This is a genomic window from Verrucosispora sp. WMMA2044 (assembly GCF_027497155.1).
Taxonomy (GTDB): Bacteria; Actinomycetota; Actinomycetes; order Mycobacteriales; family Micromonosporaceae; genus Micromonospora; species Micromonospora palythoicola.
Window position 1 is genome coordinate 1,718,910 of sequence record NZ_CP114913.1, and the last position, 25,241, is coordinate 1,744,150.

Here is a 25,241-nt window from a genome sequence, read left to right on the forward strand (position 1 = left end):
CTCTGAGTTCGCCTTCGTACGGTCGCCTGGTGACCGGAGAGATGCTCGACTATCTGATCATCGGGGCGGGACCGGCCGGGCTTCAGCTCGGTGCGCTGCTCGAACGGGACGGCCGCCGGGACTACCTGGTACTGGAGTCCGCCGACGTCCCCGGCGCCTTCTTCACCCGGTTTCCCCGGCACCGCCAACTCATCTCGATCAACAAGCCGCACACCGGAACTGACGATCCGGAGCTGAACCTGCGGCTGGACTGGAACTCCCTGCTCAGCGACGACCCGGCGCTGCGCTTCACCCGCTACACCGAACGCTACTTTCCCGACGCCGAGGTGATGGTCCGCTACCTGGCGGACTTCGCGGCGGCCACCGGAGTCCGGATCCGCTACCGCAGCCGGGTGGTCCGGGTCGCCCGGCCCGACGACGCCGGCTTCCTGGTCACCGACGAGGAGGGTACGACGTACCGGGCTCGCCGGGTCGTCGTGGCGACCGGTGTCTCGCAGCCCTACGTCGCGCCGATCCCCGGCATCGAGCTGGCGGAGCGGTACGACGCGATGTCGGTCGACCCGCGCGACTTCCTCGACCAACGGGTGCTGATCATCGGCAAGGGCAACTCCGCCTTCGAGACCGCCGACGCGCTGATGGAGACGACCACGCTGGTGCATGTGGCGGGGCCGAGTCCGGTTCGGATGGCGTGGCGGACCCACTACGTCGGGCACCTGCGGGCGGTGAACAACAACTTCCTGGACACCTACCAGCTCAAGTCGGCCAACGCGATCCTGGACGGACACGTGCGCGGCATCGAGCGTGACGACGACGGATACCGGGTCGCCTTCGGCTTCTCCCGGGCCGACGAGGTCGTCAAGGAGCTGCGGTACGACCGGGTGCTGGCCTGCACCGGTTTCCGCTTCGACGCGTCGATCTTCGCCGACGACTGTCGTCCGGAGCTGGTGATAAACGATCGCTTCCCGGCCCAGACCCCGGCATTCGAGTCGGTGAACGTCCCGGACCTGTTCTTCGCCGGCACGCTGACCCAGGAACGCGACTTCAAGCGGTCCACCAACGGCTTCGTCCACGGTTTCCGGTACGGCGTGCGGGCACTGCACCGCATCCTCGAACACCGCTACCACGACAATCCGTGGCCGGCGGAGAAACTGGACGCGACGGCCGAGGCGGTGGCCGACGCGATCATCGAGCGGGTCAACCGGTCCTCCGGTCTCTGGCAGCAGTTCGCGGTGCTCGCCGACGTGGTCACCGTGGCCGGGTCGGATGCCCGGTACCACGAGGAGGTGCCGGTCGACCACCTCGGGCAGGCCGGGCTGGCGACCGCCGATCATCCGGTCGAGCACGCGTTCGTCGTCACCCTCGAGTACGGTCCCGACCACGACCAGGTCGACCCCTTCGACATCTCGGTGCGCCGGATCGCCCAGGACGTCGCCGGCCAGGCCCACGACGCGGCGTATCTGCATCCGGTGGTGCGCCACCGGCGCGGCGGCCGGGTGGTGGCCGAGCACCATCTGGCGGAGAACCTGGAGAACCAGTGGAACAAGCCGCAGGTGCACCGGGCGCCGCTGGTCGCCTTCCTGCACCGCTGCCTGTCCGGCACCGTGGGCTGACCGTGTCGTCGGTGCCCGCACAGGCGACGCCGGGACGCGCCGCCACCGCCGATCCTCCTCCGCTGCACCGGGTCGACGACCTGGAAGCGGAGGCGCGGCTGCGGCTCGATCCGGTGCACCGGGACTTCTTCGCCGGAGGTGCCGGGGACGAGCGCACGCTACGGGCCAACGAGACGGCCTTCGACGGATATCGGATCCTGCCCCGGGTGCTTCGCGGCGGCGGCGAGCGCGACCTGCGGATCGAGCTGTTCGGTGAGACGCTGCCGATGCCGGTGCTGGTGTCGCCGACGGCCTTCCACCGGCTGGCACATCCACAGGGGGAGGTGGCGACGGCCCGGGCGGTCGGGGCGGCCGGCACCGTGATGGTGGTGAGCATGGCCGCCACCGCGCCGATCGAGGCGGTCGCCGGGGCGGCGGGCCCAGCGGCGCGGCTGTGGTTCCAGCTCTATCCACAGCCGGATCTGGGTTTCACCGCCTCGGTGATCCGGCGGGCGGAGGCGGCCGGTTGCCGCGCCCTGGTGGTCACGGTCGACTCTCCGGTCTTCGGCCGCCGCGACCGCGACCTGCGCAACGGTTTCCTCGACCTGCCGCCCGGCTGCTGCTGCGAGAACATGCGGGATCCGCAGAGCGGCCGGGTCCGGGACATCGTCATGGACGCCACTCTCGACTGGGCCCGGATCGAGTGGCTGCGCGAGACGACCAGGCTGCCCATCGTGCTGAAGGGGATCCTGCACCCCGCCGACGCCCGCCTCGCGGTCACGCACGGCGTGGACGCCGTACTGGTCTCCAACCACGGTGGGCGGCAGCTCGACGGGGTACCGGCGAGCATCGACGCGCTGCCGGCGGTCGTGGCGGCGGTCGGGGGACGCATCCCCGTCCTGCTCGACGGCGGGATCCGCCGGGGGACCGACATCCTCACCGCGCTGGCGCTCGGGGCGGTCGCGGTCGGGATCGGCCGACCGGTGGTCTGGGCGCTGGCGGCCCGCGGCGAGCCCGGAGTGCGGCAGCTGCTCGACCTGCTCCGTGCCGAGCTGACCCGGGCCATGACGCTTGCCGGCGCGGTCCGCCCCGCAGACCTGACCCGCGAGATGGTCCTCGACCGGGTACCGGTATGACCCGGCCGCTGGTGCTGTGGTGCGGGCTGGCCGGTCTGCTGACCGTGGGGTGGCTGCTGCCGCGCCGGTTGCCGCCGGCGGTGGTCCGGCTCCGAGAGTGGATCTTCAGGCGGGTCAACGGTGTCGAGGGGATCCCGGTGCCCGGTCCCCGGATCGGGCCCGAGCACTTCGCACGGATCTACGCCCATCCGGCGGCCAGCGGGCGTAGTCGGGGGGCCGGTCTGTCCGACCTGTTCTGGTACTGGCTGGCACCCGGTCCGCAGATGCACCAGGAACACCTGGAGCCGGGGGAGCGCTACCGCACGGTCGCCCGGACGACCAGACGTGTGGTCGCGGTGTCGCAGCGGCGTTCGACCGAGCTGGCCGGTGCGGCGACCCGACGGATTCTCGACGAGTTGCCGGCCGGCCGGACCCGCCGCGTCCGGCTGCGGGACCTGATGATGCCGATCTGGGCGGAGGTCTACTACGAACTCGTCTTCGAGGCGGCGTGCCCGCCGGAGGTACGGGCGCTGATCGTGGCCAACGCCGACGACGTGGTCACCGCGCTCAAGTGCTGCGGGCTGCGACACCTGGATCGGCGCGACCGGCTCACCCGCTATCTGCGCGCCCGGGTCGAGGCCGGCACGGCACCGGTGACGCTGCCGGAACCGTTCACCGCCGAGGAGACCGCCTGGTACCTGCAGGGCACCTTCTTCAACACCGCCGTGGTGCAGATGTCGGAGGCGATGGCACACCTCCTGCTCGCCGTGGCGCAGCATCCGGCGGTGCGGCGTGACCTGGTCGCCGCCCTCGACGACCCCGACGGTGACGCGGCCCTGGACCGGGTGATCGACGAGACACTGCGGGTACATCCGCTCTTCGGGGTGGCGCACCGGATCACGTCCGGCCCGATCGAGGTCGACCCGGAACTCACCATCCCCGCCGGTTCGGTGCTGCTGTTCAACTACCTCGCCTACCAGCGCAGCGGACCGGCGGCCGACGACACGTTCGAGCCGGCCCGCTGGCTGACCCTGGAGCGCGGTGCCGCACACTTCGTCCCGTTCGGCGTCACCGCCAACCGGGCCTGCCCGGCACGCGGCGTGGCGCCGGTGATGATGCGTGCGGTGACCCGGGAGGTGCTGCGCCGGTACGCCCTGGTCTCCACCGTGCGGCACACCCGGTCGTTGCCGAACCGCGGACCGTGTTTCCTCGTCCCGACCGGGGCCAGCCCGCCCGCCCGGTTCCGGCTGGCGGTGATGCGTTGGGGTGACCGCTGGTCCGACGTGTGGCGCAGCCTCGTCCAACTCGTGCTCGGTACCTGGATGGTGCTCGACGCCCGGCGCCAGCGCCTGTGTGCGAGCTACTTCGAGGAGATCCGGCGATGACCACGGCGGACCGACCGGAATGATCTCCGGCGCAACAACATAGAGACATTGGTCACGATCAATACCACGGACGGGTGTGGGATTCTCGACATGTGCTACAGGTAAGCGAGGTATCACCAGGCGTACACCGGCTGCTTCTGGTCGAGGACGACGCGGAACTCGCGGACATGCTCACCGAGGTACTCGCCGACGAGGGCTACCAGGTCGACGTGGCGCGAGACGGACAACGGGGCCTGCACCTCGGCCTCACCCGGCCCTACGACGTGATGGTGATCGACCGGCTGCTGCCGGCGCTCGACGGGCTCAACCTGCTGACCCGGTTGCGTTCCCGCGCGATCGGTGCCCGCGCGTTGCTGCTCACCGCGCTCGGCACCGTCGACGACCGGGTCGCCGGCCTGAACGCGGGCGCCGACGACTACCTGATCAAGCCGTTCGACCTGGACGAACTGAGCGCCCGGATCCGGGCGTTGTGCAGACGCACGTCGGACGGTGCCGAGGCGCTGCCGATCGGTACCGGCCGACTCGACCTCGGCCTGCGCGACGTGGTGCTCGCCGACGGCCGCCGGGTGGCGCTCTCCGCCCGGGAGTTCGAACTGCTCCGCGTGCTCGCCGTCCGACCCCGGTCGGTGCACACCCGCGCCGAGCTGCGCCGCCGGGTCTTCGACGCGGCGGAGGCCACCTCCATCGTCGACACCTACGTGTACTACCTGCGCCGCAAACTCGGCCGGACGGCGGTCCGCACGGTGCACGGCCTCGGCTACCGGCTCGGTGAGTTGTGACACCGTGGCGAAGGGCACGGACGGCGCCCGCCGGCCTCTCCTGGCTGGCGGCCGAGCGGATCGTGGTGGCCCGGGCCCGTCGCCGGGTCGGCCTGCTGGTCGGGCTCGCGGTGACCGTCCTGGTCACGGCGGTCGGCGTGCTCTCCTACGGCATGCTGATCCGTGGCCAGGAGCGCCAGATCAAGCGGGAACTCGCCTACACGGCCAGCCGGGGCGACCCGTCCGGTCCACCCGGTTGCACCTGGCTCTTCCTGCTCCACGACGGTGAGATCTCCGGCGGCGCGGTGCCGGCACCGTCCGGGTTCCCGCTCGCGGCGGCGATGAGCACCACGGCCCGCACCGGAATCCCGTCCGAGACGACGATCGAGCGCCACGGCACGGTCTACTTCGTGCTGACCCAGACCCGTGGCGAGGACGTCGTGCAGGCGATCTTCGACGCCCGGTACCAGCTCGCCGACCGGCGTCACCTGCTCGTCGCGCTCGCCGTCGCGGAACTGCTCGGGCTGGTCGTGGCCGTCGCCAGCGGGGCGGTGGTGGGCCGGCTCGCCGTCGCGCCGCTGGCCGACTCCCTCGCCCGGCAGCGCCGGTTCATCGCCGACGTCAGCCACGAACTGCGTACGCCCATCGCGCAGGTGCACACCCGGGCCCAGTTGCTGGCGCGGCGGGCCCGCGCGGCCGGTGTGCCCGTGGAGTACCAGTCGGAGCTGAACCGCCTGACCGGCACCACCAGACGGCTCGGCGAGGTCGTCAACGACCTGCTGCTCTCCGCCCGGCTGGCCGCGGCGCCGGGTGACGGTGCGGTCGCCGATCCGGTGGACCTGGCGGCCGTCGCCGAGGCCGCGGTGCTCGCCGAGAACGACCGGGCCGGCGAGCAGAGTGTGCTGCTCACCTTCAGCCGCCCGGACGTGCCGGTCCCGGTCTCCGGGGTGGAATCGGCGCTGCGGCGGGTGATCAGTGAGCTGCTGACCAACGCCCTGACCCACACGCCGGCCGGCGGGCGGATCGACGTGACCGTGCGGCTGCCCGCCCACGACGTGGCGGAGCTGATCGTCGCCGACACCGGCAACGGCTTCGATCCGGCCGACCGGATCTTCGACCGGTTCCACAGCGGTGCGGGCCCGGACAAACGGCATACCGGGCTCGGGTTGGCGCTGCTGCGGGAGGTGGTCACCGGGCACGGGGGCACCATCGACGCCCGCAGCCACCCCGGTCGGGGTGCCCGGTTCGCCGTTCGGCTGCCGGTCCGGACGAGCCCGCGACCGGCCGCGTCGACGCCGACGCCCGCATCGGTCTCCGGCGACGCCTGAGCAGGAAGAAAGGGCGTCTGCTCACCGTCCTCGGCCGGGTGCGGCATCCAGGCCGTGGCGACCTCACCGGGGCTGGTCGGGACCGAGCGGTCCAGGACCGGGACGGTCCACCCGTCGGGGCGGCGGCCGGCTGGTATGCCGCGGGAGGCTACGGGTAACGACCGGGAATGAATCGGCTGCATCTGAGCTACGCCCTGGTGGGGGTCCTGGCGCTGTTGCTGGCCTTCTGGTCCAGTGCCGTGCGACGGGCACCGGTCAGTGAGCCGCTGCTCGCGCTGTCGTTGGGTGTCCTCGCCGGTCCGGTGCTCGGCCTGATCGACCTGCCCGCCGACCAGATGACGGCGCTGATGGTGGAGTCCAGTCGGATACTGCTGGCCATCTCGCTGATGGCGGTCGCGTTGCGGTTTCCGCTGTCGGACTACCGGTCGGTGATCCGTCCGGTCGGCGTGCTGCTCGCCGTCGCGATGGTCGGCATGGCGGTGGTCAGCGCCGGTTTGGCCTGGCTCGTCCTCGGCCTTCCGCTGGCCCTCGCGATGCTGCTGGGCGCCTGCGTGACGCCGACGGACCCGGTTCTGGCGTCCAGCATCGTCTCCGGTCGGCCCGCCGAGCGGGAACTCCCGGTGCGGTTGCGGCAGGTCATCAGCGGCGAATCCGGCGCCAACGACGGCCTCGCCTTCGCCTTCGTCGTGCTCGCCCTGTCCGCCGTCACGTCCGGGTCGTCGAGTGGTGCTCTCGTCGAGGTGATCTGGGCGGTCGCCGGCGCGCTGCTGATCGGCGTGGCCGTCGGCTGGAGCGCCGGCCGGGCCATCCTGGCCGCAGAGAAGCGGGAGGACGTGGACCGGGGCTCGCTGCTGGTCTTCACGATCGTGCTCGGCGTCGCCGCGCTGGGACTCGCCCGGCTGGCGTACACGGACGGGATTCTCGCGGTCTTCGTCGCCGGTCTCGCGTACAACGCGATGGTCGGTGGCCGCTCCCGAGCGTCGCAGCAGCGGCTCGACGACGCCCTGACCCGCTACCTGGTGTTGCCGCTGTTCTTCCTGCTCGGCGTCGAGGTGCCGTGGCACGACTGGGTCGAGCTCGGGTGGCCGGTCGTCGCCTTCGCCGTCGCGCTGCTGCTGCGCAGACTGCCGGTGGTGCTGGCCCTGAAACCGGCGCTGGGATTGTCCTGGCGGAGCACGGTGTTTCTCGGCTGGTTCGGCCCGGTCGGGGTGTCGGCGCTGTTCTATCTCACTCACAGTCAGCAGAACGGGGTCGCCGACCCCCGGTTGTGGGCTGCCGGGAGCCTGGCGGTGGTGGCGAGCACGGTGGTGCACGGTGTCACCGCCGCCCCGGGCCGTCGCTGGTACGTCCGGCGGCCGCCGGCTTCCACGCGGTGAACCTGGGTCGGTGGTCGCCGCGACCGCAGCGCCGATGGCCCCGGCCGTCGGGCCGGGGCCATCGGGAACCGCCCCACGCTGGGCGGTCGAACAGGTGCTCAGCCCGCGCTGAGGTCACGCCGGCGGAAACCGGCGACCGCCAGGGCCAGCAACGCGGCGGCGGCCACGCCGAGACCCGCCAGGTGCGCGGGATCGAGGGGCGCGTTCGGGTAGCTGCCGACCCACCAGAACGGCGAGAGGGCCTTGACCGCCGTGGGTAGCTGCAGGACCGATCCGAAGAACCGCTCCACCACGATGATCCCGCAGAACACCCACGCGAGCGCGCTCGCCCGGGGAACCCAGGCGTAGAGCACCGCGGTGAAGGCGATCAGGACCGCGATGCCGAGCGCGAACGCACCGGCACTCTTCAGCAGGATCAGCAGGCTGGTGTCGCCGCCGGAGAGGGAGGCGCCGGCCCACAGCGGCAGGGCACCGCCGGCGACGAGCAGCACGAGCGCGCCGATCCCGGCGACGGCCAGGTGCGCGAGCAGCGCGTTGGTCCTCGACGTGGGCCGGGACAGGCCCAGCCCGAGCCGGCCCTCGTCCTCCTCGGTCCGCACGCGCAGCACCGACGCGGTGGTGAACACAGCCACGGCGAGCGCGTTGTGCAGCATCATGATGGCCAGGAACGCCAGGATCGGGTCGTCGCCGAAGATGGTCTCGGTGAGTTCGTTCTGTTCGGCGATCCGCTGGAGGGCGTCACCGGAGTCCGCGCCGAGGAACAGCCCGGCCGGGCCGAACATCGCCACACACCCCACGAGCCACCACAGCAACGCCGCGCGCTGCTGGCGGACGACGAGCGCGAACGGGCTGGCCAGCGACGGCGCGGCGGCGGCGGGGCCGGGCCTACCGTGCAGGAGGGCACCCCCGAGGTCACGCCGGGATGCCAGGACGGCCCCGACAACCAGCGCCACGACGATCGCCAGCACGCTCAGCCCGAGCGGCCAGAGCCGGACGTCGGCGTACGGTCTGGTCTGCTGCGTCCAGGCGATCGGGGACAGCCAGGACAGCCAGCTGCCGTGTTCCTGCTGGATGTCGCCGATGCCCCGGATCAGCACTGCGGCGGCGAGTGCCGCGAAGGCGAGGCCGGAGGCGCCGCGGCTGTGCACGGTCAGCTGGCTGGTCACCGTCGTGACGGCGGCGAAGACCAGGGCGGTGAGCGCCACCCCGGTCAGGAGGGTGAAGGTGTCCGCCGCGGCGAGTTGCCCGGCGCTGATCATGAGCGCGCTGCCGAACAGGGCGAAGGCGGCGTCGGCGATCATCACCATGAGGAACGCCGCCACGGTGCCCGCGTGTCGCCCGATGGGCAGGGCCCGGACGAGTTCGGTGCGGCCGCTCGCCTCCTCGGCGCGCGTGTTGCGGGCGATCAGCAGGATGTTCATCGTCGCCAGGAGCGCCATCAACCACAGCGCCATCTCGTTGGCGAACATCCTGCCGATGGTGTAGTCCTCCAGCCCGTAACCCGGTCCGGCCAGCAGCGTGCCACCGGCGTTCGCGATCGAGTCGGCCCGGTTCTGCCGGTCGGCGGCGGTGGGGTAGACCGCCGCGATGGCGACCACGTAGTAACCGCAGAACGCCACCAGGGAACCCGTCCAGACCGCCAGTCGGACCCGGTTGCGCCGCAACATGAACCGCAGGAGGTAGCCGGTGCCCGCCAGGGCGGCGGTGGATGCCGGAGTCCGCGCCGTCGCGGGGCGGGCGGGCGGCGCCTGCCGAGCGACGTCGGCGGTCGGCGTGCTCATCGGGTCACCGCCTCGACGTCTCGGGGTGCCGCAGCGGTCGGGTCCGCGCCGTAGTGCCGCATGAACAGTTCCTCCAGCGACGGCGGGGTGGCCGTGAGACCGCGTACGTCCAGCCGCGACAGCGCGGCCAGGACCGCGCCGATCTGGGCGTTGTCGACGGAGAGGTCGACCTTGGTGACGTCACCGCTCGCGGCGGTGGTGACGTCGTGGACACCGGCGAGTCCGGTGATGGCCGCCGGGTCGTCGACCACCAGCGCGCTGACGGTGGTACGGGTCAGGTGTCGCAGCTCGGCGAGGGTGCCGGACTCGACCGTGCGACCGTTCCTGATGATCGTGACGGTGTCGCAGACCTTCTCCACCTCGCTCAGGATGTGCGAGGAGAGCAGCACCGCCCGCCCCGCGTCCTTGACCCGCTGGACGTGCTCGGTGAAGACCGCCTCCATCAGGGGGTCCAGGCCGGAGGTCGGCTCGTCGAAGATGTAGAGCTCGGGGTCGATGAGGAAGGCGGCCACGAGCGCCACCTTCTGGCGGTTGCCCTTCGAGTAGGTGCGTGCCTTCTTGGTCGGGTCGAGCTCGAAGCTGTCCAGCAGGGCGGCTTTGCGCTTTCGGCGCTCCGCCCGGTCGGACGTGTCGTGCAGCCGGGTCAGGTAGTCGATGGCCTCGCCACCGGTGAGGTTGGGCCACAGGCTCACGTCACCGGGGACGTAGGCGAGCCGGCGGTGCAGGGCCACGGCGTCGCGCCAGGCGTCGCCACCGAAGAGCCGGGCGGTACCGGAGTCGCGGCGCTGCAGGCCGAGCAGCACCCGGATCGTGGTCGACTTCCCGGCGCCGTTGGGGCCGAGGAATCCGGCGATCTCACCGGGACGGACGGTCAGGTGCAGGCCGTCGAGCGCTTTGACGGAGCCGAACGACTTGCGCAGGTCGGCGATTTCGACGGGGTTCGCTGTCATTGTCACTCCCAGGGAGAGAGGCGGGTGCCGCGGTGGTGAGCGTTGGCCGGTCGGTGCGGCAGGTGGACCGTGCGGCACCGGCTCGGCGATCAACGTTCGTCGAGCCGGCGCCACGGGGCCGAGGTACCGGAGGTGTTTCGCTCCGGTGGTGCCCGAGCCCAACTACATTGTCGAGGCTCGGTGTGTCACGCCCGCTTGTTGAAGGTGGAGACCGACCACAGGTATCCGATGAACGCCAGCCCGAGACACCAGGCGACGGCTGCCAACGCGCTACCGGTCGAGGGTTGGCCCATCAACAGTCCGCGCAGCGTCTCGATGATCGGGGTGAACGGCTGGTACTCCGCGAACTGCCGCATGCCGGCTCCCATCGAGTCCGCTGGCACGAACGCGCTGCTCAGGAACGGCAGCATGATCAGCGGTACGGTGGCGATGCCGGCCGACTCCACGGTCTTCGCGGCAAGCCCCAACGCCACGGTGAGCCATCCGGCCGCGAAGCCGAGCAGCACGATCACGCCGATCGCGGCGAGCCAGTCGACGGGACCGGCACTGGGGCGGAAGCCCAACCCGAAGGCAACCCCGATGATGGCGGCGCAGGCCACCAGGCAGCGCAGGGTGGTCATGATCACGTGCCCGGTCAGCACGGAACCCCGAGAGACGTCCATGACCTTGAAACGATTGATGATGCCTTTGGTCATGTCGGAGTTCACCTCCGTCGCGGTGGCCCCCAGCCCGTAGCTGACCGCCATCACGAGCAGGCCCGGGGTCGCGTAGTCGATGTAGCTGGAGCCGACGTCGAACGCGCCGCCGAACACCTTGACGAACATCAGCATGATCACGATCGGGAAGAGGATCGCGTTGAACACGGTGGTCGGGTTGCGCAGGGTGTGCCGGAGGTTGCGGCGCAGCATGACGGTCGAGTCACCGAACGCGGTCGCGACAGTGCTCATCGTACGATCGCCTCCTCACGCGGGCGGCTGGTGGCGGAGTGCTCGGTCAGGGACAGGAAGACGTCGTCGAGGTCGGGGGTCCGTACGGCGAACTCCCGGAGATTGATCGACTGCTCGTCGAGGCGGTTGAGCAGGGCCAGCAGCGACCGCGGCTCACCGTCGTGTGGCACCTGCAGGGTCAGTTCGTCGTCGTCCCGGGTGACGGTGCCCAGGATCCGGGCCGCCGCGTCGAGGTCGTGCACCTCGGCGAACCGCAGTTGCAGGTGTGCGCCGGGGACCTGGCGCTTGAGCTGCTCGGGGGTGCCCTGGGCGACCAGCCGGCCCTCGTTGAGGACCGCCACCTGGTCGGCGAGCTGATCGGCTTCCTCCAGGTACTGGGTGGTCAGGAAGATGGTGGTGCCGTCGGCGACCAGCTCGCGGACGATGCTCCACATCGTGCGCCGGCTACGCGGGTCGAGGCCGGTCGTCGGCTCGTCCAGGAAGATGATGTCCGGGTTGCCGACGAGCGTCATCGCCAGGTCGAGCTTGCGTCGCATGCCGCCCGAGTAGGTCGAGGCCAGCTTGTCCGCCGCCGCCACCAGGTCGAAGCGTTCCAGCAACCGCGTGACGACCGTGTCACCGGTGCGCAGGTGCTTGAGGTCGGCGACCAGGCGTAGGTTCTCCCGGCCCGACAGCAGCTCGTCCACCGCGGCGAACTGGCCGGTCACGCCGATGGCCGAGCGCACCTGCCTGGTCGCGGTCGTCACGTCGTGTCCGGCGACGTGCACCGTACCGGCGTCGGCTCGCAGCAGGGTCGTCAGGATGTTCACGGTCGTGGTCTTGCCCGCCCCGTTCGGGCCGAGCAGGGAGAAGACCGATCCCGCGGGGACGTCGAAGTCGATGCCGTCGAGGACCACCTTGTCGCCGTAGCTCTTGCGCAGTCCTGAAACAGAAACCGCTGAACGTCTCACTTCTCCACCGTCCTCGTCGTGTCCGAAACGCAGCGCGTCCGCCGTGATCGGGCACCGGCGTCCCTCTCAGGATGGTTCGGCTCAGCGTCTGCCGAGTAGTAAGCGTATTTGTCGCCAATGCGGTGTCTACGTCCCGAAGCCACCTATAGGGGTTGCCGGCCGAGAATAGGGGCCCGGCCCGGCGGGACCGTTTCTGCGACAGGGGCCCCGTAAATGGTTGGGGGAGAGCCCTCCGGAACAGGGGTATCACCATCCTTGACAGGTATCCGCGGCCGGCGCCTACGATGACCTGGCATTTATTCGGCGGCCGTTGAATGTCGGGCGTCATCTCGATTCGAACCCGAGTCATTTCGCGACGATCTCAAGGACGGTGGCACGTGAGCACGAACCCTTTCGATGACGAGAACGGCAGCTTCTACGTCCTGGTCAACGACGAGGACCAGCACTCCCTGTGGCCGGTCTTCGCCGAGGTGCCGGCTGGCTGGCGGGTCGTTTTCGGCGCGGACGTCAAGGCCGCCTGCCTGGAGTTCGTCGAGCAGAACTGGACCGACCTGCGCCCGCGGAGTCTGCGGGAGGCAATGGCGGCGAACTGACCGTCGTCGTATCTCGCGGAGGAGTGGAGCGTCATGTTTGTGCCCAGCATGTACCGGGAGCCGGACCCACAGTGGATCCGGGAGCTGGTTCGGCGGAATCCGCTGGCGTTGTTGATGACCAACGGTGCCGACGCGGACGGGCCGTTCGGCACTCACCTGCCGGTCATCGCGGATCCGGCCGCGGCCGCCCATGACTCGCCGGACCTGACCGGCACCACGCTGCTCGGTCACATGAACCGGGCGAATCCGCAGTGGAAGGCGCTGCGCACCGGCACGCCCGCGGTGCTCAGCTTCGCCGGCCCGCACGGATACGTCTCGCCGACGCTGTACCCGTTCACGCCCGCGGCGCCGACCTGGAACTACACCGCGGTGCAGTTGCGCGGCGTGATCGAGCCGATCGAGTCCGCGGAGGAGACGCTGTCGGTGGTGCGGGCGACCGCGGGGACTCTGGAGGCCGACTTCGGAAACGGTTGGGACATGACCGATTCGATGGGCCACTTCCGCCGGATTCTTCCCGGGGTTGGCGCCTTTCGTTTCACCGTCACCCGCTCCGAGGCGATTTTCAAGCTCAGTCAGGAACAGAACCGTGAGACACAGGGCCAGGTGTGCCGACACTTCCAGGAAGCAGCCGGGGGGCAGCGCGAGGTGGCGGAATACATGACCAGGATGGCCGAGCGCGGCTGAGACGTCCGGGCGGCGGGAAGTTCGATCGGATGAATTCGCGCCGCCCACCTCTGGTTTCGACAAGGAATGGGGGAAATCAGTGAAGACCGTGGACGAATGCCGAACCAGACCGGTGGGCGCCGGCGGACCCATGCAGCACGATCTCGTGGTCTCGTTCGTCGGCAACCAGGCAACGGTACGGAAGTCGGGAATGGTCTTCCCGCAGGGTCTGTCCGAGCGATCCTGGGAACAGATCGGCAGCAGTCTCCGCGAGCTGGCGAACTCGTCGGCCTGGTGGCTCGCCGACTGGCTGATCTTCGGAGAGGTCACGTACGGGTGGCGGCGGTACCGGGAGGCCATCGAGCGGACCGGCCTGGACTACCAGACTCTGCGCAACTACGCGTGGGTGGCCCGGCGGTTCGAGCAGGGCCGGCGGCGGGACACGCTCAGCTTCGCCCACCATGCCGAGCTGGCCCGCCTGGCACCGGCGGAGCAGGACTACTGGCTCCGCAAGGCCGAGCAGCAGAAGTGGTCGCGCAACGAACTCCGCAAGGCGGTTCGGGCCAGCCTGGCCGAGCGCGGCGCGAACGCCGCACCTCCGGTCGCCGACGGCGACCAGAGTCAGGGCGTCGTGCAGCTGGCAGAGGCGAGCGACGCCGGGAAGCGCAAGGGCTCGACCACCAAGATCACCATTGAGCTGTCCGCGAACCAACTGGACTGCTACTCGAAGTTGGCCGCCGCGCGCGGTCTCTCCGTCGACGAATGGGTCACCCGTGTCCTCGACGCCGTCGATCGGCGCGTCGCCTGACGACGCCGCACCGTCCCCCTCGTGGTGATCCGGCAACCAGGCCGGCCGGCCACCCGTCACATCGGAGTAGGTTGATGATTCTTCCGGGTAAACGAGTACCGCTGCCCTCGGTGCCGGTGGTCCACCATCGATTCGAGGCACACGCCGCGGACACCCCCGACGCCATCGCGGTCCACTGTGCCGGGCAGCGCGTGTCGTACCGGGACCTGAACGCCAGAGCCAACCAGTTCGCGCACCTGCTCGCCGGGCGCGGGCACGGACCTGGCGCCAAGGTCGGTGTCTGCCTCGACTATTCGATCGACATGCTGGTCGCCATCCTGGGCACCCTCAAGGCGGGTGCGGCCTACGTACCGCTGGACCCGGCCTACCCGGCCGCCCGCCTGCGACTGCTGTTGGGGCAGATACCGCAGCTCGCCGCGATCGTCGCCGCGCCCGCCACGATCGAGCTGGTGGAATGCGCGAACGCCCCGGTCATCGACCTGACGCAGGCGTCCGACGAGCTGGCGGCGATGCCGGCGGTCAACCCCGACGTGCCACTCACCGGCGAGGATCTCTGCTATGCGGTCTTCACCTCGGGCTCGACCGGTACGCCGAAGCTGACCGCCGTCCGGCACGAGAACTGGTTCAACCTCCTGAACTGGCTGACCTTCGAGTTCGACCTGCATCGCGAGTCGCACAACCTCGTGGTCAGCGCGTTCGGATTCGACCTCTCGCAGCGCAGCCTGATGATGCCGTTGTTCTGCGGCGCCACCCAGTACCTCATGGCCAGCCGGAACTTCGACGCCGCGATGGCGTACCGGATGTTGTCCGAGCACGAGATCCGGACGGTGAACTGCGCCTCGTCCACTCTCTACGTCCTGGTGGACTGGGAGGTCGCGAGCGGCGGAGACGCCCTCACCCGGCTGGACTACGTGCTGTTCGGCGGGGAGCCGCTGCACGTCGAGCGCGTCCTGGACTGGGCCAGGGCCGAGGGAAACACCTGCACCCTGCTGCACCAGTACGGCGTCGCCGAGTGCGCGGACGTCGCGACCTCGTACGACCTCGCCGACTATCGCAGCGACGAGCACGACATCGCGCCGGTCGGCCGGCCCGGCTACAACACCGACATCCACATCCTCGACGAGCAACTGCGCGGGATACCCACCGGGAAACCGGGCGAGATCTGCATCGCCGGCCGCAGCGTCGGCGCGGGTTACCTGAACGGCTCGGGTCCCGAGTCGGCGCGATTCACCACGATCCAGGTCCACGGCGCTCCGGTGCGCATCTACCGCACCGGCGACCGCGGATACGTCACCGACACCGGTCAGCTCATCGTCCTGGGCCGGATGGACACGCAGGTGAAGGTGCGCGGCATGCGCATCGATCCGCACGAGATCGAACGGGCGTTGGGCCGGCTGACGGGAGTCCGGCAGGCCGCCGTCGTGGTGAGCCCCGACGGCTCCGGCGAGCTGACCGCATTCCTGGTGCCGACCGGTGCCGAGCTGGCCGACAACGACGTGCGTGCCCGCCTGCTGGAGTCCCTGCCGCGGAACATGGTCCCGGCCCGATTCCGCACCATCGCCCGACTGCCGTTGACGCCGCACGGGAAGGTCGACCGCGCGGCGCTGCTCGACGAGCTGCGGACCGGCTCACCGGCCCGATGACCGACGAAGGGAACGTGATGATTACCGAAAGAGTGCACGCGATCTGGCGCCGCGAACTCGGGCGGGACGACGTGGCTGTCGACGACGACTTCTTCGCCCTCGGTGGCCAGTCGGTGATAATGGCCCGAATTCAGCGGTCCCTCATCGTCGAACTGGGTGTCGAGGTGCCCGTGGACCAGCTGTTCCGCAACCCGACGGTGGCATCCATCTCGGCGTACATCGAATCCGCGCAGGCCACTACCGGATAGCGGCACACACCGGCCTGCCGACGCTCGACAGCGACTTTTTCCGCGCTGTGTGAACGCTTACCTCATCCGGCCCCATCCGGGGCCGTGTCAATCGTGAAGCCTGGTTAAGAGAGGCGCCATGTACGACGTCATTGTCATAGGTGCCCGTTGCGCGGGTTCGCCGACGGCCATGCTGTTCGCGCGGCAGGGGTACCGGGTCCTGCTCCTGGAGAAGGCGAAGTTCCCGCAGGACACCCTCTCCTCGCACTACCTGCACTCGCAGGGCGTGGCGCTGCTGGACCGGTGGGGGCTGCTGGACGAGCTGCGGGCCACCGATGTCCAGCCCATCACCCACCAGGTGTACGAGGCACCCGGAGTGCGGGTGGAGGGGTTCTCCCTGCCGATCAACGGCCTGCGGACCACGTACGCGCCCCGGCGGTACGTCCTCGACCCCATCCTCGCGGCGGGTGCCGTGCGGGCCGGGGCGGAGTTCCAGCAGTCGTGCACGGTCAACGACCTGATCTACGAGGGCGACCGGGTCGTGGGGGTCAGGTACACCACGCCCGCCGGCGTGCAGACGACCGAACGGGCGCGGCTCGTGGTCGGCGCGGACGGCATGCGTTCGCTCGTCGCCCGCAAGGTCGGCGCGCCGAACGTGATCGAGCACGCCCGGCTGACCTGCGTCTACTACAGCTACTGGGCCGGGGTGCCGGCGAACTTCGAACTCTACGAGCGGCCCGGTCGCTGGATCGGCGTCGTACCCACGAACAACGACCTGACCCTGCTGATGACCTACTTCCCGCAGGCCGACTTCGGCGATGTCCGCAAGGCGGTGGAGCCCGCCTATCTGGAGGCGTTCCGCACGACGGCACCGGAGCTGTACGAGCGGATGCAGTCCGGCGAGCGGGTGGAGCAGCTGTACGGCACCGGGCACCAGGAGAACTACTTCCGCAAGGCGTACGGGCCCGGCTGGGTGCTGGTGGGCGACGCGGTCAACCACAAGGACTCGATCACCGCGCGGGGCATCACCGAGGCGTGGGTGCAGGCACAGACGCTCACCGATTACGTCGGCAAGGACCTGCACGACGAGCGGGCGCTGCGCTCGGCGCTGCGGCGTTACGAGCGCAGCCTGGGCAACGAGGCCCTCAACCACTACCAGGGCGCTCTCAACGTGGCCGAACTCAAGCCCGAGGGGCGCACGGACATGCTGCGCAAGCTGGTCGGTCACCAGGAGCACATCGATCGCTACTTCTCGACCCTGTCGGGGGCGATCTCCATCGACGACTTCTACAACGAGGAACTTCTGGCTCTGCTCGACCAGGACTGACTGACGTTCTGCTCCCCAGGTTCGCCGATTTGGAGAAACAATGATTCCGTTGTCGTTCGCGCAGCGCCGGTTGTGGTTTGTGGACCGGTTCGAGGGGCCGTCGCCGACCTATAACGGCGCTTTCGCCTTGCGGTTGACCGGTGAGCTGAACGTCGGTGCGCTGGAGTCAGCGCTCCGGGACGTCATCGACCGGCACGAGGTTCTCCGTACCGTGATCGTCGAAGGCGACGACGGGATCCCCTATCAGGAGGTGCTGCCGTCCGGGGCCAGGCCGTTCGACCTGCCGGCCGTGCAGGTCGCGGAGGCGGACCTGCCGGCGGAGGTCGACGCGGTGGCCAAGGAGACCTTCGACCTGGCCACCGACACACCGATCCGCGCCCGGCTGCTGCGCACCGGACCTGATGCGCACACCCTCGTCCTGGTGGTGCACCACATCGCCCTGGACGGGGAGTCGCTGGGGCCGCTGCTGCGCGATCTGAGCACCGCGTACGCGGCGCGTCGCCAGGCACGGGCACCGCAGTGGGAGCCGCTGCCGCTCCAGTACGCCGACTACACGCTGTGGCAGCAGGAGATGCTCGGTGACGAGTCGGACCCGGAGAGTGTGGCCGCGCGGCAGTTGGCGTACTGGCGTGCGGCGCTCGACGGTCTGGCGCAGCCTCTGGCGCTGCCGACGGACCGGCCCCGTCCGCGAGTGATGCGCTCGCACGGCGACCTGGTGGAGTTCCCGATCGAACCCGAGCTGCTCGCGGCCGTGCAGCGACTCGTGGCCGAGCAGGACGTCACGGTGTCGATGGTCATGCACTCCGCGCTGGCGGTGCTGCTGCGCCACCTGGGGTGCGGCGACGACGTGCCGATCGGCGCGCCCATCGCCGGCCGGGTCGACGAGGAGCTGCGTGACCTGGTCGGGTTCTTCGTCAACACCTGGGTGCTGCGGGTCGACCTCAGCGGCAACCCGAGCTTCCGTCAGCTGCTCGACCGGGTGCGTGATCGCTGCCTGGGCGCCTACGACAACCAGGACCTGCCGTTCGAACGGCTGGTGGAGCTGCTGAACCCGGACCGCTCCACCGCGTACCACCCGTTCTTCCAGGTGATGCTCGCCTGGCAGGAACCCCTGGGCGAGCTCAGCTTCGCCGGTCTGCGGACCGAGTCGGAGACCCTGGAGACGGGAACGGCCAAGTTCGACCTGTTCTTCAACATCATCCCGAACGGTTCCGGTGGCGCCGGCGTCCGCCTGGAGTACGCCACCGACCTGTTCGACCGGCACACGGTCGAGGGCGTCGCCGCCCGCTTCACGCGCGTGCTGCGCCAGCTCGTCGCCGACCCGGACCGCGACGTCGACCGGACCGACGTGCTCGCGCCGGCCGAACGCGACAGGTTGCTCACCCGGTTCAACGACACCGCCACGACCGTCGACGAGCAGACGATCCCGGAGCTGGTGGAGCGTCAGACGGCCCGCACCCCGGACGCGGTGGCGGTGGTCTGCGACGGCCGGACGCTCACCTACCGCGAACTCGACGACCGGGCCGACCGGCTCGCCCGGGAACTCCTGCGGCGCGGGGCCACTCCGGAGGACCTGGTCGTGTTGGCGGTGCCGCGCTCGGCGGACCTGGTGGTCGGCCTCCTCGGGATCCTCAGGTCCGGTGCCGGGTACCTGCCGATGGACACGCGGTATCTGGGCGCCCGGGCCGCGGGCGTACTGGCCGAGGCGCGTCCGCGTTTCGCCGTCACCGACACCGCGACCTTGGCGGAGCTGCCCCACGACGACATGTCGGTCGTCAACCTCGACGACCGCGACCAGTGGGCCGCGCCCGACGGGACCACAGCGGTGCGGCCGCCGGCCGCCGACAACCTCGCGTACGTCATGTACACCTCGGGCTCCAGCGGCAGGCCGAAGGGCGTCGCGATCACCCACCGCAACGTCGTCAACGGGGTGCGGGCGTTGACCCGCCGCCTGGACGCGCCACCCGGATGGCGGATGCTGGCCGGCACCTCGGTCAACTTCGACGTCTCGGTCTTCGAGCTGCTGACCACGTTGTCCACCGGCGGCACGGTCGAGGTGGTGTCCGACGCGCTGGCACTCGCCGAGCGTGACGGCTGGGACGGGCACGTGGTCAGCGCGGTGCCGTCGGTGCTCGGCGAACTGGCCGCCCACCTGGACCGGGCACCGAACGTCCGTACCGTCGTCCTCGCCGGTGAGGTGCTGCCCGGCCGCCTGATGCGGCAGATCCGCGAGGTCCGGCCCGACGTGCAGATCGTCAACTCGTACGGGCAGAGCGAGAGCTTCTACGCCACCACCTTCTCCCTGCCGGCGAACCAGGACTGGACGCACAGCGACGTCGCGCCCATCGGCACCCCGCTGGACAACGTGCGCGCCTACGTGCTGGGTCCGGGACTCGTGCCGGTACCGCAGGGGGTGCTCGGCGAGCTGTACGTCGCCGGCGCCTCGCTCGGGCGCGGCTACCACGGTCAACCGGGCCTGACCGCCGAGCGCTACGTGGCCAACCCGTTCGGTCCGGCCGGCGAGCGGATGTACCGCACCGGCGACCTGGTCCGCTGGCGGGCCGACGGCCAACTGGAGTGCGTCGGTCGCGACGACAGCCAGGTCAAGGTGCGCGGTTTCCGCATCGAGACGGCCGAGGTGGAGGCGGCCTGCACGCAGCATCCCGGGATCAGCGAGGCCGTCGTGATCACCCGCGAGGTCCCCGGCGGCGGGCGGCGGCTCGTCGCCTACGTGGTCCACACCGGCGACGGTGGGGTCGGCGACGACGGTGCCGGCGGCATCGGCGACGTCGACGTGCAGGCCGGCGCCTCCGCGGCCGAGCTGCGCGAGTTCGTCGCGGCACGGCTGCCCGACTACATGGTGCCGTCGGCCTTCGTCGCCCTGAGCCGACTTCCGGTCGGCCCGACCGGCAAGTTGGACCGCGCTGCCCTGCCCGAACCGGAGTTCTCCGGTGGAACCTACCGGGCGCCGCGCACCGAGGCCGAGTCCATCATCGCCACGGCGTACGCGGACGTGCTCGGGGTCGACCGGGTCGGTATCGACGACGACTTCTTCGGCATCGGCGGGGACAGCCTGCGCTCGATCCAGGTGGTCGCCCGGGCCCGGGCGCGTAACCTGCACCTGACCACCCGGGAGATCTTCGAGGGCCGCACCGTGGCCCGGCTCGCCGAGCTGGCGAGCGCCCGAAGTGACCGCACCCCCGCGCTCGTCGAGGACGCCGGTGGCGGGGTCGGCCCGATGGTGCTGCCCCCGGTGGCCCGGCAGGTGTTCGAACACGGCGGCGCGATCGACCGCTTCGCCATGGCGATGACGCTCGAGCTGCCGGTCGGCATCGACGCGGACGGGCTGACCGCGACGCTGGACGCCGTCCTCGACCGGCACGACCTGCTGCGTGCGCGGCTGGTCCGCGACGGCGACCTCAGCCTCGACGTCCGCCCACCGGGCAGCGTACGGGCGGGCGACCTGCTGCACCCGGTCGCCTGCGACGGCAACTGGGCGGAACCGTCCGCGCTGGAGCGGGCGCAGTCGGAGCTGCAGGTTGCGCTCGGTCGGCTCGACCCGGAAGCCGGGATCATGGCCGACTTCGTCTGGTTCGCCGCCACCGACGGCACCGGTCGACTGCTCGTCGTGCTGCACCACCTGGTCGTGGACGGTGTCTCCTGGCGCATCCTGATGTCGGACCTCGCCGAGGCGTGGCACCGAATCGGCTCCGGCCGCCCGGCCGACCTGCCCGCGGTCGGCACGTCGGCGCGCCGGTGGACCGCCGCCCTGGCCGACGAGGCGCTCTCCCCGCAGCGGGAGACCGAGTTGGCCTACTGGCGTGACCTGCTGGAGCTACCGAACCCGCCGCTGGGCCAGCGGATGTTCGACCCGACGGTGGACCTGATGGGCACCGTCGAGACCGTGCGACTGCGGCTGCCCGCCGAGGTCACCGACGTCGTGCTGACCGAGCTGCCGGCGGCCTTCCGGGCGACCGGGACCGACGTGCTGCTCGCCGCGCTGGCCCTGGCCCTCGACCGGTGGCGCGGTGCGCCGCTACCCACCGTGGTGCGGCTGGAGGGGCACGGCCGCGAGGAGGACGTCGTGCCCGGCGCGGACCTGTCCCGGACCCTGGGGTGGTTCACCAGCATGTACCCGGCCCGGGTGGCGGTACCCGGGGTCGACCTCGCCGACGTGCTGGTCGGCGGCCCGGCCGCCGGTACGGCGATCAAGCTGGTCAAGGAGCAGTTGCGTGAGGTGCCCGACAAGGGGCTGGGCTACGGACTGCTGCGCTACCTCAACCCGGAGACCGGCGAGCAGCTCGCCGACTACCCGCCACCGCAGATCGGCTTCAACTACCTCGGCCGGATCTCCGACACGGACGTGCCCGAACACCTGCGTGCCCACGGGTGGGTGCCGGCGTCCTGGTCCACCGAACTGATCGCGATGCCCGACCCGGACCTGCCCGCCCTGTCCGCACTGGAGGTCAACTCGGTCGCCGTGGACACCGCCGACGGCACCCAGCTACAGACGATCTTCATGTTCCCCTCCGGGGTGTTGTCCCGGGAGCGGGTCACCGAACTGGCCGACCTGTGGGCCGACGTGCTGCGGGGCATGGCCGCGTACGCCGCCCGTACGCCCATCGGTGGCCTCACCCCCTCGGACGCCCCGCTGGTCTCGGTCCGGCAGGACGAGATCGAGAGCTGGGAGCAGCGCTACGGCCGGCTGGCCGAGGTGTGGCCGCAGGCACCGGGCCAGTCCGGCATCCAGTTCCAGGCCGCGCTCGCCGACGACACCTTCGACGTCTACCACATGCAGTTCGTGCTGCACCTGTCCGGACCCGTCGAACCCACGAGGATTCGGTCGGCCGGACAGGCGTTGCTGCGCCGGTACCCGAACCTGCGCTCCGCGTTCCTCACCGCGACCGACGGCGATCCCGTCCAGGTCGTGCCGGAACACGTCGCCCTGCCCTGGCGGCACATGGACCTGACGGGGCAGGGCGACGCGGAACAGCACGCCGCGCTGGACCGCCTGCTGGCCGAGGACCGGGCCGACCGGCTCGACCCTACCCGGCCGCCGCTGCTGCGCCTGGCCCTGCTCACCTGCGGACCGCAGCGGGCCAAGCTGGTCATCACGGCACACCACACCCTGTTCGACGGCTGGTCGTCACCTCTGGTGATCAAGGATCTGGTCCAGCTCTACGCCGACAACCAGGCGCTGCCGCCGGTGCGCGACTACGGCGACTACCTGGCCTGGCTGTCCCGCCAGGACCGCCAGGAGTCGGCCGCCCGGTGGCAGGCCGAACTCGCCGGCTTCGACCAGCCGACCATCGTGGCACCGGACACCCCGATCGCCGAGGAGGCCTCCGCTCTCGGGCGCGTCGAGGTGCCGTTCTCGATCGACCAGGGACGCGAGCTCGCCGGGCGGGCCGCGCAACTCGGAGTCACCCTGAACACCCTGCTGCAGGGCGCGTGGGCGATCCTGCTGTCGAAGCTGACCGGCCGGCCGGACGTGGTGTTCGGCGCCGCGGTCAACGGTCGCCCGGCGGAGCTCACCGGTTCCGACGAGATGGTCGGCCTGTTCATCAACACCCTGCCGACCAGGGCGTACTGCCGGCCGTACGACAGCATCGGCGAGGTCGTCACCGAGCTGCAGAACCGGCAGGTCGCGCTGCTCGACCACCACTACTACGGGCTGGCCGACATCCAGCGGGGCACCGGGCTGCCCGCCCTGTTCGACACGATCGTCGTGTTCGAGAACTATCCGATCGACCGGGTCGGCATCGTCGAGGCGAACACCGCCGCCGGTTTCACCATCGACCGCATCCGGCCGCTCGCCGGCTCGCACTACCCGCTCACGCTCAACTCCTCCGACCCCTACCTGCGGCTCTCCCTCGACTACCAGACCAACCTGTTCGACCGGGACGCGGCCGAGGTGATCGCCGCGCGACTCGTCCGGGTGCTGGAGCAGATGCTCGACGATCCGACGACCGCCGTCGGCGCCGTGGACGTGCTCTCCGACCACGAGCGGGACTGGTTGCTGCGGAAGGTCAACGACACCGCACACCCGGTGCCCGCGGACACGCTACCCGGCGCGTTCGAGGCCCAGGTGGAGCGCGACCCGGACCGGCTGGCGCTGATCCACGAGCGGGAGAACCTGACGTACGGCGAGTTCAACCGGCGCGCCAACCAGTTGGCGCACTGGCTGGTCGACCAGGGCGCCGGACCCGAGCAGCTGGTCGCGGTGCGGATTCCCCGCTCGGTTGAGCTCCTGGTGGCGATCTACGCGGTGGTCAAGGCCGGCGCGGCCTACCTGCCGCTGGACACCGAGCTGCCGGCCGACCGGGTCCGCAAGGTGTTGGACAGCGCGCGGCCGCTGCTGGTGCTCGACCAGGACCTGCCCGACGTGTCCGGCCACCCGACGGAGAACCCACCGCGCACGCTGTCGCCGGACAACGCCGCGTACGTCATCTACACCTCCGGCTCGACCGGTCTGCCAAAGGGCGTGCAGGTGACGCACCGGGCGATCATGAACCGGCTCAGGTGGGGCCTGGCGCACTTCGACGTCGGCGCCGAGGACCGCGTGCTGCTGAGCACCACCGCGAGCTTCGACGTGTCGGTGCCGGAGCTGTTCGCACCGCTACAGGTCGGCGCCGCCGTGGTGATCGCCCGGCCGGACGGACGCCGCGACCCCGCCTACCTCAGTGACCTGATCCAGCGGGAACGGGTGACCGGCGCGGACTTCGTGCCCTCCCTGCTGGACGCCTTCCTCACCGAGCCCACGGCCAAGGAGTGCGACAGCCTGCGCTGGATGGAGGTCGCGGGGGAGGCGTTCCCCGCCGCCCTGGCCAACGCGGCGGTCGACCTGCTGCCCGGCTGCGAGGTGCACAACCTCTACGGCCCGACCGAGGCCGCGGTCGAGGTCACGGCGTGGCGGCACGTGCCGGGCGCGGACCGGGTGCCGATCGGCGCGCCGGTGTGGAACACCCAGGTCTACGTGCTCGACGGGTCGCTGTGCCCGGTCGCGCCCGGAGTGGTCGGCGAGTTGTACCTCGCCGGCGCCGGGCTGGCCCGCGGCTACCTGGGACAGACCGGGCTGACCGCCGGCCGGTTCGTCGCCTGTCCGTTCGGCGCGCCCGGATCCCGGATGTACCGCACCGGCGACCTGGTGCGCTGGAACCAGGACGGCCAGGTCGAGTACCTCGGTCGGTCCGACTTCCAGGTCAAGGTTCGCGGGTTCCGCATCGAACTGGGCGAGATCGAGCAGGTGCTCACCGCACTCCCGCAGGTCGGCACCGCGGTGGTGGTGCTGCGCGAGGACCGCCCCGGCGACCAACGACTCGTCGCGTACGTCGTACCGGCCGACGCGGCCGGGGACGCCGAGCGGCTGGACCTGACGGCGCTCACCGAGCAGGCCCGGCAGAGCCTGCCCGAGTACATGGTCCCCTCGGCGATCATCCCGTTGGACGGACTTCCCCTGACGTCGAGCGGGAAGCTCGACCGCAACGCGCTGCCCGCACCGGAACAGTCCACCACGGCGACCGGGCGGGGACCGCGTGACCACACCGAGGAGGTCCTCTGCCGGCTCTTCGCCGAGTTGCTCGGAGTGGACGAGGTCGGCATCGACGTCGACTTCTTCGAGCACGGCGGCCATTCCCTGCTGGCCACTCGCCTGATCGGCCGCATCCGCAGGGAACTCAAGGTCGACGTGAAGGTCACCATGGTCTTCCGCAGTCCGACTGTCGCCCAGCTGGCGGCGCAGATCGAGAAGCTCTCCACCTCAAGTCGCCCTCAGCTGCGCCCGATGAACGTGTAGGAGTGC

The 25,241-nt window shown here is 70.6% G+C and carries 17 protein-coding genes; 13 read left to right on the forward strand and 4 right to left on the reverse strand.

Annotation, left to right across the window (positions count from 1 at the left end):
- The first annotated feature begins 29 nt into the window (after window positions 1–29).
- The 6 genes from O3597_RS07850 to O3597_RS07875 all read left to right on the forward strand — a co-directional run bounded on the left by O3597_RS07850 (window position 30) and on the right by O3597_RS07875 (window position 7,551).
- Window positions 30–1,610, forward strand: coding sequence for an FAD-dependent oxidoreductase (locus tag O3597_RS07850; RefSeq protein ID WP_281603671.1), 1,581 nt, complete (start codon window positions 30–32; stop codon window positions 1,608–1,610).
- 11 nt (window positions 1,611–1,621) lie between these two features.
- Entirely contained in the window at window positions 1,622–2,725 is a 1,104-nt protein-coding gene (locus tag O3597_RS07855) for an alpha-hydroxy acid oxidase (protein ID WP_281603672.1), read from the forward strand.
- Complete coding sequence (locus O3597_RS07860; RefSeq protein ID WP_164449089.1) at window positions 2,722–4,089, forward strand: cytochrome P450; 1,368 nt, start codon at window positions 2,722–2,724, stop codon at window positions 4,087–4,089. Before O3597_RS07855 ends, O3597_RS07860 begins: the two co-directional genes overlap by 4 nt.
- 92 nt (window positions 4,090–4,181) lie before the next feature.
- Window positions 4,182–4,868 (forward strand): response regulator transcription factor, encoded by a 687-nt coding sequence (locus O3597_RS07865; protein WP_281603673.1) that lies wholly within the window; start codon window positions 4,182–4,184, stop codon window positions 4,866–4,868.
- A complete protein-coding gene (locus tag O3597_RS07870; protein ID WP_208020987.1) occupies window positions 4,865–6,175 on the forward strand; it encodes a HAMP domain-containing sensor histidine kinase in 1,311 nt (436 codons plus the stop codon). Before O3597_RS07865 ends, O3597_RS07870 begins: the two co-directional genes overlap by 4 nt.
- Before the next feature lie 167 nt (window positions 6,176–6,342).
- Complete coding sequence (locus O3597_RS07875; protein WP_281603674.1) at window positions 6,343–7,551, forward strand: sodium:proton antiporter; 1,209 nt, start codon at window positions 6,343–6,345, stop codon at window positions 7,549–7,551.
- Between the two features lie 98 nt (window positions 7,552–7,649).
- On the opposite strand, the gene O3597_RS07880 is transcribed toward O3597_RS07875, so the two are convergent.
- From O3597_RS07880 to O3597_RS07895, 4 genes are all read right to left on the reverse strand, one after another.
- Window positions 7,650–9,332: a hypothetical protein gene (locus tag O3597_RS07880; protein ID WP_281603675.1), complete on the reverse strand. Its 1,683-nt coding sequence runs from the start codon at window positions 9,330–9,332 to the stop codon at window positions 7,650–7,652.
- On the reverse strand, window positions 9,329–10,282 hold the full coding sequence (locus O3597_RS07885; RefSeq protein WP_281603676.1) for an ABC transporter ATP-binding protein: 954 nt from the start codon (window positions 10,280–10,282) through the stop codon (window positions 9,329–9,331). Before O3597_RS07885 ends, O3597_RS07880 begins: the two co-directional genes overlap by 4 nt.
- Window positions 10,283–10,467: 185 nt before the next feature.
- Window positions 10,468–11,229: an ABC transporter permease gene (locus tag O3597_RS07890; RefSeq protein ID WP_281603677.1), complete on the reverse strand. Its 762-nt coding sequence runs from the start codon at window positions 11,227–11,229 to the stop codon at window positions 10,468–10,470.
- Window positions 11,226–12,179 (reverse strand): ATP-binding cassette domain-containing protein, encoded by a 954-nt coding sequence (locus O3597_RS07895; protein ID WP_164449085.1) that lies wholly within the window; start codon window positions 12,177–12,179, stop codon window positions 11,226–11,228. The genes O3597_RS07890 and O3597_RS07895 overlap by 4 nt, the downstream gene beginning before the upstream one ends.
- 377 nt (window positions 12,180–12,556) lie before the next feature.
- On the opposite strand from O3597_RS07895, the gene O3597_RS07900 reads away from it, so the two are divergent.
- The 7 genes from O3597_RS07900 (at window position 12,557) to O3597_RS07930 (ending at window position 25,235) form a co-directional block, all read left to right on the forward strand.
- On the forward strand, window positions 12,557–12,772 hold the full coding sequence (locus O3597_RS07900) for an MbtH family protein (protein WP_164449084.1): 216 nt from the start codon (window positions 12,557–12,559) through the stop codon (window positions 12,770–12,772).
- Between the two features lie 33 nt (window positions 12,773–12,805).
- Window positions 12,806–13,456 carry an FMN-binding negative transcriptional regulator gene (locus tag O3597_RS07905; RefSeq protein WP_164449083.1) on the forward strand — a complete coding sequence of 217 codons (651 nt, stop codon included), beginning with the start codon at window positions 12,806–12,808 and terminating at the stop codon, window positions 13,454–13,456.
- A 130-nt stretch (window positions 13,457–13,586) separates the two neighbouring features.
- On the forward strand, window positions 13,587–14,243 hold the full coding sequence (locus O3597_RS07910) for an LmbU family transcriptional regulator (protein WP_164449082.1): 657 nt from the start codon (window positions 13,587–13,589) through the stop codon (window positions 14,241–14,243).
- A gap of 74 nt (window positions 14,244–14,317) precedes the next feature.
- Window positions 14,318–15,886 carry an amino acid adenylation domain-containing protein gene (locus tag O3597_RS07915; RefSeq protein WP_164449081.1) on the forward strand — a complete coding sequence of 523 codons (1,569 nt, stop codon included), beginning with the start codon at window positions 14,318–14,320 and terminating at the stop codon, window positions 15,884–15,886.
- Between the two features lie 17 nt (window positions 15,887–15,903).
- The gene (locus tag O3597_RS07920; RefSeq protein ID WP_166458962.1) at window positions 15,904–16,134 is read left to right on the forward strand and encodes a phosphopantetheine-binding protein; all 231 of its coding nucleotides are present in this window, start codon (window positions 15,904–15,906) and stop codon (window positions 16,132–16,134) included.
- Between the two features lie 118 nt (window positions 16,135–16,252).
- Entirely contained in the window at window positions 16,253–17,440 is a 1,188-nt protein-coding gene (locus O3597_RS07925; RefSeq protein WP_281603678.1) for an NAD(P)/FAD-dependent oxidoreductase, read from the forward strand.
- 40 nt (window positions 17,441–17,480) lie between these two features.
- Complete coding sequence (locus O3597_RS07930; RefSeq protein ID WP_281603679.1) at window positions 17,481–25,235, forward strand: non-ribosomal peptide synthetase; 7,755 nt, start codon at window positions 17,481–17,483, stop codon at window positions 25,233–25,235.
- The last annotated feature ends 6 nt before the right edge of the window (window positions 25,236–25,241 follow it).

What these genes read in the sequence shown, in the direction of transcription:
- O3597_RS07860 (WP_164449089.1), top strand. Translation starts at nt 2,722, where the DNA reads ATGACCCGGCCGCTGGTGCTGTGGTGCGGGCTGGCCGGTCTGCTGACC.
- O3597_RS07875 (WP_281603674.1), top strand. Translation starts at nt 6,343, where the DNA reads ATGAATCGGCTGCATCTGAGCTACGCCCTGGTGGGGGTCCTGGCGCTG.
- O3597_RS07880 (WP_281603675.1), bottom strand. Translation starts at nt 9,332, where the DNA reads ATGAGCACGCCGACCGCCGACGTCGCTCGGCAGGCGCCGCCCGCCCGC.
- O3597_RS07885 (WP_281603676.1), bottom strand. Translation starts at nt 10,282, where the DNA reads ATGACAGCGAACCCCGTCGAAATCGCCGACCTGCGCAAGTCGTTCGGC.
- O3597_RS07890 (WP_281603677.1), bottom strand. Translation starts at nt 11,229, where the DNA reads ATGAGCACTGTCGCGACCGCGTTCGGTGACTCGACCGTCATGCTGCGC.
- O3597_RS07905 (WP_164449083.1), top strand. Translation starts at nt 12,806, where the DNA reads ATGTTTGTGCCCAGCATGTACCGGGAGCCGGACCCACAGTGGATCCGG.
- O3597_RS07910 (WP_164449082.1), top strand. Translation starts at nt 13,587, where the DNA reads ATGCAGCACGATCTCGTGGTCTCGTTCGTCGGCAACCAGGCAACGGTA.
- O3597_RS07915 (WP_164449081.1), top strand. Translation starts at nt 14,318, where the DNA reads ATGATTCTTCCGGGTAAACGAGTACCGCTGCCCTCGGTGCCGGTGGTC.
- O3597_RS07920 (WP_166458962.1), top strand. Translation starts at nt 15,904, where the DNA reads ATGATTACCGAAAGAGTGCACGCGATCTGGCGCCGCGAACTCGGGCGG.
- O3597_RS07925 (WP_281603678.1), top strand. Translation starts at nt 16,253, where the DNA reads ATGTACGACGTCATTGTCATAGGTGCCCGTTGCGCGGGTTCGCCGACG.
- O3597_RS07930 (WP_281603679.1), top strand. Translation starts at nt 17,481, where the DNA reads ATGATTCCGTTGTCGTTCGCGCAGCGCCGGTTGTGGTTTGTGGACCGG.